Here is a 12,712-nt window from a genome sequence, read left to right as displayed (position 1 = left end):
CGGTACTTCCCGCGGTTTCAGCCCGCCGTCTCCCCGCCCTGCAGGGTGGGGGAGCCGGCGGGCTTCCGCGTTCCGGGGACCGACGTACGGAACGGGCGCGGCGCCCCGGTCCCGCTCCCGCCGACGGCCGGGGCCCGCCGCCCCGCAAGCGCCCGGTCCACCACCTCGTCCAGCGACAGCGCCCGGCCCTCCCGGACCGCCGCGGCGAACCGCGCCGGCCCGAGCAGCTCGCCCGCCTGCCGCTCGCAGAGCTCGCGCGGCCCGCTGAAGTTCGCCGAGCCGAACAGCGGCACTCCCACCGAGTCCCACACCGGCGCCGCCGCCCCCATCAGCACCGCCGCCTCCGCCGCGTCGCCCTCGCTCGCCGTCACCAGCGCCAGCAGCTCGATCGCGAGCACCAGGCCCACCAGGTCGTGGAAGGCGTGGTCGATCGCGACGCACTCGGCGAGCAGCCCCCGCGCCTCGCCCAGCTCGCCGCGCGCCCAGGCCGCGTACGCGAGGACGTACAGCGCGTACGCCTTCGTCCAGCGCTCCCCGCGCTCCTCGCAGATCTCCCGCACCTCGCCGACCAGCAGCAGGGCGCCCTCCAGGTCCCCCTGGAAGATCCGGGTCATCGCCAGCTCGACCTGCCCCATCAGCACGTTGCTGTTCAGCTCGCCCAGCTCCCGGTACGCGTCGAGCGCCCGCCGCATCAGCTCCTCGGCGCGCGGCACGTCGTCCGAGAGCAGCGCCAGACAGCCCATCCGGTGCGTCGCGTACGCCTCGGCCACCCGGTCCCCGGCCCGCAGGGCCCGCTCCCGGCACTCGTGCAGCGCCGCGACCGCCGCCGCGTCGTCGCCCTGCAGGATCGCGACGTACCCCAGCACCCACAGCGGCTTCAGCCGGGCGTCGTGCTGCCCCGGCGCGTCCGGCGGCTCCGGCTCAGCGGCCAGCGCCCGGTCCAGCCAGTGCCGGCCCTCCGCGAGCCGGCCGCAGCCCGCCCAGTAGAACCACAGCGTCCCCGCCATGTGCTGCGCCAGGTGGGTGTCCTCCGGCCGCTCCAGGCACAGTTCGAGCGCGGCCCGCAGGTTCGGCAGCGCCGCGTCCGTCGCCGCCGCCACCTCCGCCTGCCGCGGACTGAACCACTCCAGCTCGCACCAGGTCGCCAGGCCCATGTACCAGTCCCGGTGCCGGCGCCGCATCCGCTCGGTGTCCCCGAGCGCGGCCAGCCACTCCGCCCCGTACGCGCCGACCGTGTCCAGCATCCGGAAGCGCGGGCCCGCAGGGGTGTCCTCCCGCACCAGCAGCGACTGGGCCAGCAGCCCGCCCAGCACGTCGAGCACCCGCTCCGCGGCCAGGCCGTCGCCCGCGCACACGTACTCCGTGGCCTCCAGGTCGAACGCCCCGGCGAACACCGAGAGCCGCGCCCACAGCAGCCGCTCCTCCGGGGTGCACAGCTCGTGGCTCCAGCCGATCGCCGTCCGCAGCGTCTGGTGGCGGGGCAGCGCGCCCCGCGTCCCGTCCGTCAGCAGCCGGAACCGGTCGTCCAGACGGTGCAGCACCTGCTCCACGGTCAGCAGCGGCAGCCGGCCCGCGGCCAGCTCCAGGGCCAGCGGGATCCCGTCCAGCCGCCGGCACAGCTCGCGCACCGCCTCCGCGGGAGCACCGGCGGCCCCCACGCCCTCCGCCCGCGCCTCGAACAGCTCGACCGCGTCCTCGTCCGACATCGGCGCCAGCGTGTACACCGCCTCGCCGTCCACCCGCAGCGGCCGCCGGCCCACCGCCAGCACGGTCAGCCCCGGCGCCCCGCTCAGCAGCTCCCGCAGCAGCGGGGCGCACTCCTCCACCAGGTGCTCGAAGCCGTCCACCACCAGCAGCAGCCGCAGCTCCGCCAGGTGCTCGGCCAGCATCGAGCGACGGGAGCGGCTCGTGTGGTCGGTCAGGCCCAGCGCCTCGGCCAGCGCGTGCTCCAGGACCGCCGGATCGCGCAGCCCGGACAGCTCGGCGAGCCGGACTCCGTCGGCGTAGCGTTTCTCCGCCGCGGCGGCGCACCGCAGCGCCAGCCGGGACTTGCCCACCCCGCCCATGCCGACCACGGTGACCAGGCGGTACTCCTCCAGGAGCCGCCCCAGTTCGTCCCGCTCCGCCGCCCGGCCCACGAACCGGTTGAGCTCCGCCGGAAGATTGCTCCGTCGCATGGGACACGGAGCGTACTCACCCGCGCGCACTCCGTACAATCGGCCCCGTCCCGCCCGGCTCCCGGGCCCGCCCCGGACGGTAATGCGGTACGGGGAGCGAGCCCGGGCGCGATAGGGTCGGAGAACGACTTTTCGCAAGGGCCCAACGACAGCAGAGAGCGGTGCAGCGCGTGACCGGTGGAGAGGTTGCCGGGATCCTGGTGGCCGTGTTCTGGGCGATCCTCGTCTCCTTCCTCGCCGTGGTGCTGGTGAGGCTGGCGCAGACGCTCAGGGCGACCACCAAGCTCGTGGCGGACGTGACGGAGCAGGCCGTTCCGCTGCTCGCCGACGCCTCCGCGGCGGTCCGCTCGGCACAGACCCAGCTCGACCGGGTCGACGCCATCGCCTCCGACGTCCAGGAGGTCACCTCCAACGCGTCGGCGCTTTCCACCACCGTCGCCTCGACCTTCGGCGGCCCGCTCGTCAAGATCGCGGCCTTCGGCTACGGCGTCCGCCGGGCGCTCGGCCGGAGCCGCGAGGAGCGCCCGCGCGAGGACCGCGGCCGCGCGGTGGTCGTCGGCCGCACGGTGCCGTTCCCGCGCCGCCGCAAGCAGAAGGGCTGAGCACGATGTTCCGTCGCGCTTTCTGGTTCACCGCCGGCGCCGCCGCCGGCGTCTGGGCCACCACCAAGGTCAACCAGAAGCTGAAGCAGCTGACCCCCGAGAGCCTCGCCGCCCAAGCGGCGAACAAGGCCGTCGAGGCAGGCCACCGGCTGAAGGACTTCGCCCTCGACGTCCGGGCGGGCATGGTCCAGCGCGAGGCCGAACTCGGCGAGGCGCTCGGCCTGGAGGCCCCGGCCGGACCGGAGCGGGAGCTCCCGGCGCCGCCCCGGTACGCGGCCCTCGACCCGCGGACGGCGGGCCGCGCGAAAAGCACCAAGCATCCGTACCCCACGATCACGTACAACCGGAATGAGGACCACTGATGGAGTCGGCTGAAATCCGCCGTCGCTGGCTGAGCTTCTTCGAGGAGCGCGGGCACACCGTCGTCCCTTCGGCGTCGCTCATCGCGGACGACCCGACTCTGCTGCTCGTCCCCGCCGGCATGGTGCCCTTCAAGCCCTACTTCCTGGGCGAGGTCAAGCCCCCCTTCCCGCGGGCCGCGAGCGTGCAGAAGTGCGTGCGCACGCCCGACATCGAGGAGGTCGGCAAGACCACCCGGCACGGCACGTTCTTCCAGATGTGCGGCAACTTCTCCTTCGGCGACTACTTCAAGGAAGGCGCCATCAAGCTCGCCTGGGAGCTGCTGACCACCCCGGTCGAGCACGGCGGCTACGGGCTCGAGCCGGAGAAGCTCTGGATCACCGTCTACGAGCAGGACGACGAGGCCGAGCGCATCTGGCGCGACGTCGTCGGCGTGCCCGCCGAGCGCATCCAGCGCCTCGGCATGGGCCCGAACTTCTGGTCCATGGGCGTCCCCGGCCCCTGCGGCCCCTGCTCCGAGATCAACTACGACCGCGGCCCCGAGTTCGGCGTCGAGGGCGGCCCGGCCGTCAACGACGAGCGGTACGTGGAGATCTGGAACCTCGTCTTCATGCAGTACGAGCGCGGCGAGGGCTCCGGCAAGGAGGACTTCCCGATCCTCGGCGACCTGCCTGCCAAGAACATCGACACGGGCCTCGGCCTGGAGCGCCTGGCGATGATCCTCCAGGGCGTCCAGAACATGTACGAGACGGACACCCTCAAGGTCGTCATCGACAAGGCCACCGAGCTCACCGGCGTCTCCTACGGCAAGGCCCACGACAGCGACGTCTCGCTGCGCGTGGTCGCCGACCACATGCGCACCTCCGTGATGCTGATCGGCGACGGCGTCACCCCCGGCAACGAGGGCCGCGGCTACGTGCTGCGCCGCATCATGCGCCGCGCCATCCGCAACATGCGCCTGCTCGGCGCCACCGGCCCGGTCGTGAAGCAGCTCGTCGACACCGTGATCGACACGATGGGCGAGCAGTACCCGGAGCTCGTCACCGACCGCAAGCGGATCGAGACCGTCGCCCTCGCCGAGGAGGCCGCGTTCCTCAAGGCCCTCAAGGGCGGCACCAACATCCTCGACACCGCCGTCACCGAGACCAAGGCCGCCGGCGGCACCGTCCTGCCGGGCGACAAGGCGTTCCTGCTCCACGACACCTGGGGCTTCCCGATCGACCTCACCCTGGAGATGGCCGCCGAGCAGGGGCTGTCCGTGGACGAGGACGGCTTCCGCCGCCTGATGAAGGAGCAGCGGGAGCGCGCGAAGGCCGACGCCAAGGCCAAGAAGACCGGCCACGCCGACGTCTCCGCCTACCGCGAGATCGCCGACAGCTCCGGCGCCACCGAGTTCACCGGCTACACCAACACCGAGGGCGAGTCCACGGTCGTCGGCCTGCTCGTCAACGGCGTCCCGTCGCCCGCCGCCACCGAGGGCGACGAGGTCGAGGTCGTCCTCGACCGCACCCCGTTCTACGCCGAGGGCGGCGGCCAGCTCGCCGACCAGGGCCGGATCAAGCTGCACAGCGGCGCCGTCATCGAGGTCCGCGACGTGCAGCAGCCGGTCCCCGGCGTGTCCGTGCACAAGGGCTCGGTGCAGGTCGGCGAGGTGACCGTGGGCGCCACCGCGTACACCACCATCGACGTGCGCCGCCGCCGGGCCATCGCCCGCGCCCACTCCGCCACCCACCTCACCCACCAGGCGCTGCGCGACGCCCTCGGCCCGACGGCCGCCCAGGCCGGTTCGGAGAACTCGCCCGGCCGCTTCCGCTTCGACTTCGGCTCGCCGAACGCCGTCCCCGGCGCCGTGCTCACCGACGTCGAGCAGAAGATCAACGAGGTGCTGGCCCGCGAGCTCGACGTGCACGCCGAGGTCATGCCGATCGACGAGGCCAAGCGGCAGGGCGCCATCGCCGAGTTCGGCGAGAAGTACGGCGAGAAGGTCCGCGTCGTCACCATCGGCGACTTCTCCAAGGAGCTGTGCGGCGGCACCCACGTGCACAACACCGCCCAGCTGGGTCTGGTGAAGCTGCTCGGCGAGTCGTCCATCGGCTCCGGCGTGCGCCGCATCGAGGCCCTGGTCGGCGTCGACGCGTACCACTTCCTCGCCCGCGAGCACACGGTCGTCGCCCAGCTGCAGGAGCTGGTCAAGGGCCGTCCCGAGGAGCTTCCGGAGAAGATCGCCGGCATGCTCGGCAAGCTCAAGGACGCCGAGAAGGAGATCGAGAAGTTCCGCGCGGAGAAGGTCCTGCAGGCCGCCGCCGGTCTCGTCGACTCCGCCAAGGACATCCGCGGCGTGGCCCTGGTCACCGGCAAGGTCCCGGACGGCACCGGCGCCGACGACCTGCGCAAGCTGGTCCTCGACGTGCGCGGCCGCATCCCCGGCGACCGCCCGGCCGTCGTGGCCCTGTTCACCGTCGCGGGCGGCAAGCCGCTGACCGTCATCGCCACCAACGAGGCCGCCCGCGAGCGCGGTCTCAAGGCCGGCGAGCTGGTCCGCACCGCCGCCAAGACCCTCGGCGGCGGCGGTGGCGGCAAGCCGGACGTCGCCCAGGGCGGCGGCCAGAACCCGGAGGCCGTCGGCGAGGCCATCGCCGCGGTGGAGCGCTTGGTCGTGGAAACCGCGTGACCATGCGACGCGGACGACGGCTCGCCGTCGACGTCGGGGACGCCCGGATCGGGGTCGCCTCGTGCGACCCCGACGGGGTCCTCGCGACCCCGGTGGAGACCGTGCCGGGACGGGACGTCCCGGCCGCCCACCGGCGGCTGCGGCAGCTCGTCGAGGAGTACGAGCCGATCGAGGTCGTCGTGGGCCTTCCCCGCTCCCTGAGCGGGCGGGAGGGCCCCGCGGCCACCAAGGTGCGGACCTTCGCACAGGAGCTCGCCCGGGGCATCAAGCCCGTCCCGGTGCGGCTCGTCGACGAGCGGATGACGACGGTGACGGCCACTCAGGGCCTGCGCGCCTCGGGGGTGAAGTCGAAAAAGGGACGCTCGGTGATCGACCAGGCCGCCGCTGTGATCATCCTTCAGAACGCTCTTGAGTCCGAACGGGTATCAGGTAATCCGCCTGGCGAGGGCGTCGAAGTGGTCATCTGATCGCGATACGGTAACGTTCCGCGCGATGCGGCGTTCGAACAACTGCCGCACGACGTAGAGGCGGATCGTCCGGAAGCCTCGCGGCTGTTTGGGGATCGATGACTGAGTATGGCCGGAGCCCCGGCTCCGAACCGTGGCACCCCGAGGACCCCTTGTACGGGGACCAGGGGTGGGGAGGCCAGCAGCAGTACCCGCAGCAGCCGCAGCAGGCGGACTACGGCGCGCAGGACCCGTACGGGCAGCACGGCTACGCCGGGGAGCAGCACCCTCAGGCGCAGCACCCCCAGCAGTACGACACGCAGCACCAGCAGTACGACACGTACGGCGGTCAGCAGCAGTACGGCGACACGCAGGCGTACGCCACAGGGCAGGGCTACGACACGCCCGGGTATCCCGCACAGCCGTACGACGGCGGCTGGGACACCGGCCAGCACCAGGCCATGCCCTACGGCGCGCCGCCCGCCGACCCGTACGGCGCGGCCCCTCCGCAGGACCTGTACGGCACCCCCGAGGCGTACCCGCCGCCGCAGCCCCCGGGCCGGCGGCAGACGCCGCCGGAGCCGGTGACCGACTGGCAGCAGGAGGAGCCGGAGGAGGAGAACCACCCGTTCTTCACCGGCGAGGACGCCCCCGAGCAGCCCCGCCGCCGGCGCGGCCGCAGCGCCGAGCCGGAGCTCGACGAGGACGGGTACGACGACGAACCGGACGCCCGGTCCACCCGCGGCGGCGGCCGTGACCGCCGCGGCAAGGGCCAGAAGAAGGGCCGCAACGGCGTCGCCTGCCTGTTCGTCGCGCTCGTCCTGATCGGCGGCGTCGGCGGTGTCGGCTACGTCGGCTACCAGTTCTGGCAGGGCCAGTTCGGCGGCGCCGAGGACTTCGAGGGCACCGGCAGCGGTTCCGTCCAGGTCGAGATCCCGAAGAACGCCGGCGGCTACGAGATCGGCAACATCCTGAAGCGGGCCGGCGTCGTCAAGAGCGTCGACGCCTTCGTCTCGGCCCAGCAGAAGCACCCCAAGGGCCTCTCGCTCCAGGCCGGCGTCTACACCCTGAAGAAGGGGATGTCGGCGGCGAGCGCGATCGAGCTGATGCTGAACCCGGCCAGCCAGAACGCCTTCGTTCTCTTCCCCGGCATGCGCAACATCAAGGTCTACGAGGAGATCGACAAGCGTCTCGACCTGGACAAGGGCACCACGCAGGGTGTCGCCAAGGCGAAGGTCAAGGAACTCGGCCTGCCCGCCTGGGCGTTGAACCACAAGAACGTGAAGGACCCGCTGGAGGGCTTCCTGTACCCGGGCAGCTACCCGGTGGCCAAGGGCAACAAGCCGGAGGACGTCCTGAGGAAGATGGTGAGCGCGGCGAACGCCGAGTTCACCAAGCTCGAGCTGGAGTCCAAGGCGAAGTCCGTCGGCGTCGACAGCCCCTGGGAACTGCTCACCGCCGCGAGCCTCGTCCAGGCCGAGGGCACCTCGCACGACGACTTCAAGAAGATGGCCGAGGTCATCTACAACCGGCTCAAGCGCGACAACCCCCAGACGTGGGGCAGGCTCGAGTTCGACTCCACGTACAACTACATCAAGAACCAGAGCAAGATCGACCTCACGCTCGAAGAGCTCCGGAAGTTCGACAACCCGTACAACACGTACTACTACCGAGGGCTCCCTCCCGGCCCGATCGGCAACCCCGGCCCCGAGGCCCTGCAGGGCGTGCTCAGCCCGACGAGCGACGGCTGGTACTACTTCATCTCGATCGACGGGAAGACCTCGAAGTTCTCCCGGACGAACGAGGAGCACCAGAAGCTCGTCCAGGAGTTCAACAAGACGAGGAACAACCGATGACCACACCGCGCCGCGCCGCCGTGCTCGGCTCGCCGATCGCCCACTCGCTCTCGCCGGTGCTGCACCGCACCGCGTACGCGGAACTGGGGCTCGACGACTGGTCGTACGACCGCTTCGAGGTCGACGAGGCGGCACTGCCGGGGTTCGTCGCCGAACTGGACGACACCTGGGCCGGCCTGTCGCTGACCATGCCGCTCAAGCGGGCGATCATCCCGCTGCTCGACACGGTCAGCGAGACGGCCCGCTCCGTCGAGGCCGTCAACACGGTGGTGTTCCGCGAGGACGGCACCCGGCACGGCGACAACACCGACATCCCCGGCATGATCGCCGCCCTGCGCGAGCGGGGCGTCGAGAAGGTGGAGTCCGCGGCGATCCTCGGCGCCGGCGCCACCGCCTCCTCCGCGCTCGCCGCCCTCGCCCGGATCTGCTCCGGGCCGGTCACCGCGTACGTCCGCAGCGAGGCCCGCGCGGCCGAGATGCGCGCCTGGGGCGAGCGGCTCGCCGTCGACGTCCGCACGGAAGCCTGGGACGACGCGGCGCGGGCCCTCGAAGCGCCGCTGGTCGTCGCCACCACGCCCGCCGGGACGACGGACGGCCTCGCCGACGCCGTGCCCGACGCGCCCGGCACCCTCTTCGACGTGCTGTACGACCCCTGGCCCACCGCCCTCGCCGCCGCCTGGGCCGACCGCGGCGGCCGGGTCGTCGGCGGGCTCGACCTGCTCGTCCACCAGGCCGTGCTCCAGGTCGAGCAGATGACCGGCGTCGCCGAGGCCCCCCTCGCGGCGATGCGTGCCGCGGGCGAATCCGCGCTGGCGGCCCGGTGAGCGCGCGCGGCGAGATAGTCCTGGCGTCCCGCTGGGACGCCGTCTTCGACGCCGGCCACTGGATCGTCGCCGGGCTGCGCATCGCCTTCGGCGGCCTGCCCGACTGGGTGAAGATCAGCCTCGCCGGACTGGTCGGCGCCGCCTTCCTCGCCGGCTGGCTCCGCAGCCGCTCCCGCCGCACCCGCGCCCTCGCGGCGTCCGGATCTGACGAGGTACGCGTCCGATAGCTGGACCGGCGGGCTGGTCGGGGGCTCGGACGTGGGAGGATCGGAGCTGGCGGACCAGGGCCGCGCACCCGGTCGCGCCGTCGCAGTGCCAGGCGCGAGCAGAGGAGCATCGTTGAGCAGGTTGCGTTGGCTGACCGCTGGGGAGTCCCACGGACCCGCGCTGGTCGCGACGCTGGAGGGTCTTCCCGCCGGCGTCCCCGTCACCACCGAGCTGGTGGCGGACCACCTCGCACGGCGGCGCCTCGGCTATGGTCGCGGCGCCCGGATGAAGTTCGAGCAGGACGAGGTCACCTTCCTCGGCGGCGTCCGGCACGGCCTCAGCCTCGGCTCGCCCGTGGCGGTCATGGTCGGCAACACCGAGTGGCCCAAGTGGGAGAAGGTCATGTCGGCGGACCCCGTCGACCCCTCGGAGCTCAAGGAGACGGGCCGCAACGCGCCCCTGACCCGGCCCCGCCCCGGCCACGCCGACCTCGCCGGCATGCAGAAGTACGGCTTCGACGAGGCCCGGCCGATCCTGGAGCGCGCCAGCGCCCGGGAGACCGCCGCCCGCGTGGCCCTCGGCGCCGTCGCCCGGTCCTTCCTCAAGGAGGCCGCCGGCATCGAGATCGTCAGCCATGTGGTCGAGCTGGCCGCGGCCAAGGCCCCGTACGGCGTCTACCCGACCCCCGCCGACGTCGAGAAGCTCGACGCCGACCCGGTCCGCTGCCTCGACGCCGACGCGTCGAAGGCGATGGTCGCCGAGATCGACCAGGCCCACAAGGACGGCGACACCCTCGGCGGCGTCGTCGAGGTCCTCGCGTACGGCGTGCCCGTCGGCCTCGGCTCGCACGTCCACTGGGACCGCCGGCTCGACGCACGCCTGGCCGCCGCGCTCATGGGCATCCAGGCCATCAAGGGCGTCGAGGTCGGCGACGGCTTCGAGCTCGCCCGCGTGCCCGGCTCGAAGGCGCACGACGAGATCGTGAAGACCGACGACGGCATCCGGCGCTCCACCGGCCGCTCCGGCGGCACCGAGGGCGGCTTGACCACCGGCGAACTGCTGCGCGTCCGCGCCGCCATGAAGCCGATCGCGACCGTGCCCCGCGCCCTGGCCACCGTCGACGTCGCCACCGGCGAGGCCGCCGCGGCCCACCACCAGCGCTCCGACGTCTGCGCCGTCCCGGCCGCCGGCATCGTCGCCGAGGCGATGGTCGCGCTCGTGCTCGCCGACGCCGTCCTGGAGAAGTTCGGCGGCGACTCGGTCGCCGAGACCCGCCGCAACGTGCAGTCGTACCTCGACAACCTGCACATCCGGTGACCGGCGGACCGCTCGTCGTCCTGGTCGGACCGATGGGCTCCGGCAAGTCCACCGTGGGCGCGCTGCTCGCCGAGCGGCTCGGCGCGCCCTACCGGGACACCGACGCCGACATCGTCGCCGCCGAGGGCCGCGAGATCTCCGACATCTTCGTGGAGGACGGCGAGGAGCACTTCCGCGCGCTGGAGCGCGCGGCGGTCGCCAGGGCCGTGGCCGAGCACGAGGGCGTCCTCGCCCTCGGCGGCGGCGCGATCCTCGACGCCGGCACCCGCGAGCTGCTCTCCGGGCTCCCCGTCGTCTATCTGTCGATGGACGTCGAGGAGGCCGTCCGCCGGGTCGGCCTCGGCGCCGCCCGCCCGCTGCTCGCGATCAACCCGCGCCGGCAGTGGCGCGAGCTGATGGAGGCGCGCCGCCACCTCTACATCGAAGTCGCCCGCGCCGTCGTCCCCACCGACGACCGCACCCCCGAAGAGGTCGCCCAGGCGGTCCTCGACGCACTGGAGTTGAAGGACGAATGACGGAGCAGGACCAGGTGACGCGGATCCACGTCGGCGGAAGCGCCGGACACGATCCGTACGACGTGCTGGTCGGCCGGCAGCTGCTCGGCGAGCTCGGCAGCCTCATCGGCGACAGGGCCAAGCGTGTCGCGGTGATCCACCCCGAGGCGCTGGCCGAGACCGGCGAGGCCCTGCGCGCCGACCTGGCGGACCAGGGCTACGAGGCCGTCGCCATCCAGGTGCCGAACGCGGAGGAGGCCAAGACCGCCGAGGTCGCCGCCTACTGCTGGAAGGCCCTCGGCCAGACCGGCTTCACCCGCACCGACGTGATCGTCGGCGTCGGCGGCGGGGCCACCACCGACCTGGCCGGGTTCGTCGCGGCGACCTGGCTGCGCGGAGTGCGCTGGATCGCGGTGCCCACCACCGTCCTCGCGATGGTCGACGCGGCCGTCGGCGGCAAGACCGGCATCAACACCGCCGAGGGCAAGAACCTCGTCGGCGCGTTCCACCCGCCGGCCGGCGTGCTCTGCGACCTCGCGGCGCTGGACTCGCTGCCCGTCCACGACTACGTGAGCGGGCTCGCCGAGATCATCAAGGCCGGCTTCATCGCCGACCCGAGGATCCTCGAACTGATCGAGGCCGACCCCGCCGCCGCACGCACGCCCGCCGGACCGCACACCGCCGAACTGATCGTGCGCTCCATCCAGGTCAAGGCGGACGTGGTCTCCAGCGACCTCAAGGAGTCGGGCCTGCGGGAGATCCTCAACTACGGGCACACCCTGGCCCACGCCATCGAGAAGAACGAGCGGTACAAGTGGCGGCACGGCGCGGCCGTCTCCGTCGGCATGGTCTTCGCGGCCGAGCTCGGCCGGCTGGCCGGCCGGCTCGACGACGCCACCGCCGACCGGCACCGCGCGGTCCTCGAGTCCGTCGGCCTGCCGCTCACCTACCGCGGCGACCAGTGGCCCAAGCTCCTGGAGACCATGAAGGTCGACAAGAAGTCCCGCGGCGACCTGCTGCGGTTCATCGTGCTCGACGGCCTCGCCAAGCCCACCGTCCTGGAGGGCCCCGACCCGGCCGTGCTGATGGCCGCGTACGGCGAGGTGTCCGCGTGAGCGAGCTGCGACGGGTGCTCGTCCTCAACGGGCCCAACCTCGGCCGGCTCGGCTCCCGCGAGCCGGACATCTACGGGGCCACGTCGTACAAGGGCCTGGTGGAGTCCTGCCAGGAGCTCGGCGCCGAGCTCGGGCTCGACGTCGAGGTGCGCGAGACCAACGACGAGGGCGAGATGATCCGCTGGCTGCACGAGGCCGCGGACGGTTCGATTCCGGTCGTTCTCAACCCCGGTGCGTTCACGCACTACTCGTACGGGATGCGGGACGCGGCCGCCCAGCGGACCGCGCCGCTGATCGAGGTGCACATCTCGAACCCGTACACACGGGAGGAATTCCGGCACACCTCGGTGGTCGCCGCCGTCGCCAGCGGCACCATCGCGGGCTTCGGCATCGGCTCGTACCGGCTCGCCCTGCGTGCGCTCGCCGAGGAGCTCACTGGCTGAACGGGCACTTCGGACCGCCCCCGGCCGTTCCCCCTGGGAGCGCCGGGGGCGGTACCGTGCCCGGAGGCATCGGACGTACGAGCGAGACGGAGTGGCACCGGATGCAGCACGGGATGGGGGCTCTGCCGCCGGAGTCGGGCGGCTGGCCGCCCACGGCCCACCAGTCCCCGGCGGCCTCGCCGCCAGGTGCGCCCCTGCCT

12 protein-coding genes are annotated in these 12,712 nt (G+C 72.8%); 11 read left to right on the top strand and 1 reads right to left on the bottom strand.

The features are described from left to right. Positions 1–17: 17 nt before the first annotated feature. Positions 18–2,177 (bottom strand): ATP-binding protein, encoded by a 2,160-nt coding sequence (locus tag ACNJ93_RS04400; protein WP_418955996.1) that lies wholly within the window; start codon positions 2,175–2,177, stop codon positions 18–20. 170 nt (positions 2,178–2,347) lie between these two features. On the opposite strand from ACNJ93_RS04400, the gene ACNJ93_RS04395 reads away from it, so the two are divergent. The 11 genes from ACNJ93_RS04395 to aroQ all read left to right on the top strand — a co-directional run bounded on the left by ACNJ93_RS04395 (position 2,348) and on the right by aroQ (position 12,512). Continuing rightward, positions 2,348–2,779 (top strand): DUF948 domain-containing protein, encoded by a 432-nt coding sequence (locus tag ACNJ93_RS04395; RefSeq protein WP_418955995.1) that lies wholly within the window; start codon positions 2,348–2,350, stop codon positions 2,777–2,779. Positions 2,780–2,784: 5 nt separating this feature from the next. Continuing rightward, on the top strand, positions 2,785–3,141 hold the full coding sequence (locus tag ACNJ93_RS04390) for a DUF6167 family protein (RefSeq protein ID WP_418955994.1): 357 nt from the start codon (positions 2,785–2,787) through the stop codon (positions 3,139–3,141). Beyond that, positions 3,141–5,810 (top strand): alanine--tRNA ligase, encoded by a 2,670-nt coding sequence (alaS, locus tag ACNJ93_RS04385; protein WP_418955993.1) that lies wholly within the window; start codon positions 3,141–3,143, stop codon positions 5,808–5,810. Before ACNJ93_RS04390 ends, alaS begins: the two co-directional genes overlap by 1 nt. A 2-nt stretch (positions 5,811–5,812) precedes the next feature. Beyond that, on the top strand, positions 5,813–6,277 hold the full coding sequence (gene ruvX / locus ACNJ93_RS04380) for a Holliday junction resolvase RuvX (RefSeq protein WP_418961305.1): 465 nt from the start codon (positions 5,813–5,815) through the stop codon (positions 6,275–6,277). Between the two features lie 98 nt (positions 6,278–6,375). Next, positions 6,376–8,112, top strand: coding sequence for an endolytic transglycosylase MltG (gene mltG / locus ACNJ93_RS04375; RefSeq protein WP_418955992.1), 1,737 nt, complete (start codon positions 6,376–6,378; stop codon positions 8,110–8,112). Then, positions 8,109–8,936: a shikimate dehydrogenase gene (locus ACNJ93_RS04370; RefSeq protein WP_418955991.1), complete on the top strand. Its 828-nt coding sequence runs from the start codon at positions 8,109–8,111 to the stop codon at positions 8,934–8,936. Before mltG ends, ACNJ93_RS04370 begins: the two co-directional genes overlap by 4 nt. After that, positions 8,933–9,163 carry a hypothetical protein gene (locus ACNJ93_RS04365; RefSeq protein WP_418955990.1) on the top strand — a complete coding sequence of 77 codons (231 nt, stop codon included), beginning with the start codon at positions 8,933–8,935 and terminating at the stop codon, positions 9,161–9,163. Before ACNJ93_RS04370 ends, ACNJ93_RS04365 begins: the two co-directional genes overlap by 4 nt. Before the next feature lie 112 nt (positions 9,164–9,275). Then, complete coding sequence (aroC, locus tag ACNJ93_RS04360; RefSeq protein ID WP_418955989.1) at positions 9,276–10,460, top strand: chorismate synthase; 1,185 nt, start codon at positions 9,276–9,278, stop codon at positions 10,458–10,460. Beyond that, positions 10,457–10,975 carry a shikimate kinase gene (locus tag ACNJ93_RS04355; RefSeq protein WP_418955988.1) on the top strand — a complete coding sequence of 173 codons (519 nt, stop codon included), beginning with the start codon at positions 10,457–10,459 and terminating at the stop codon, positions 10,973–10,975. The genes aroC and ACNJ93_RS04355 overlap by 4 nt, the downstream gene beginning before the upstream one ends. Then, positions 10,972–12,069 (top strand): 3-dehydroquinate synthase, encoded by a 1,098-nt coding sequence (gene aroB, locus ACNJ93_RS04350; protein ID WP_418955987.1) that lies wholly within the window; start codon positions 10,972–10,974, stop codon positions 12,067–12,069. The genes ACNJ93_RS04355 and aroB overlap by 4 nt, the downstream gene beginning before the upstream one ends. Then, complete coding sequence (aroQ, locus tag ACNJ93_RS04345; RefSeq protein ID WP_418955986.1) at positions 12,066–12,512, top strand: type II 3-dehydroquinate dehydratase; 447 nt, start codon at positions 12,066–12,068, stop codon at positions 12,510–12,512. The genes aroB and aroQ overlap by 4 nt, the downstream gene beginning before the upstream one ends. Positions 12,513–12,712: the final 200 nt, after the last annotated feature.

The sequence above is a fragment of the Streptomyces tritici genome (genome assembly GCF_048500665.1).
Lineage (GTDB): Bacteria > Actinomycetota > Actinomycetes > Streptomycetales > Streptomycetaceae > Streptomyces > Streptomyces tritici.
The sequence above is the reverse complement of the archived record's forward strand: the minus strand, read 5'-3'. Positions and strand labels throughout refer to the sequence as shown.

What these genes read in the sequence shown, in the direction of transcription:
- alaS (WP_418955993.1), top strand. Translation starts at nt 3,141, where the DNA reads ATGGAGTCGGCTGAAATCCGCCGTCGCTGGCTGAGCTTCTTCGAGGAG.
- ACNJ93_RS04390 (WP_418955994.1), top strand. Translation starts at nt 2,785, where the DNA reads ATGTTCCGTCGCGCTTTCTGGTTCACCGCCGGCGCCGCCGCCGGCGTC.
- ruvX (WP_418961305.1), top strand. Translation starts at nt 5,813, where the DNA reads ATGCGACGCGGACGACGGCTCGCCGTCGACGTCGGGGACGCCCGGATC.
- ACNJ93_RS04370 (WP_418955991.1), top strand. Translation starts at nt 8,109, where the DNA reads ATGACCACACCGCGCCGCGCCGCCGTGCTCGGCTCGCCGATCGCCCAC.
- ACNJ93_RS04400 (WP_418955996.1), bottom strand. Translation starts at nt 2,177, where the DNA reads ATGCGACGGAGCAATCTTCCGGCGGAGCTCAACCGGTTCGTGGGCCGG.
- aroB (WP_418955987.1), top strand. Translation starts at nt 10,972, where the DNA reads ATGACGGAGCAGGACCAGGTGACGCGGATCCACGTCGGCGGAAGCGCC.
- mltG (WP_418955992.1), top strand. Translation starts at nt 6,376, where the DNA reads ATGACTGAGTATGGCCGGAGCCCCGGCTCCGAACCGTGGCACCCCGAG.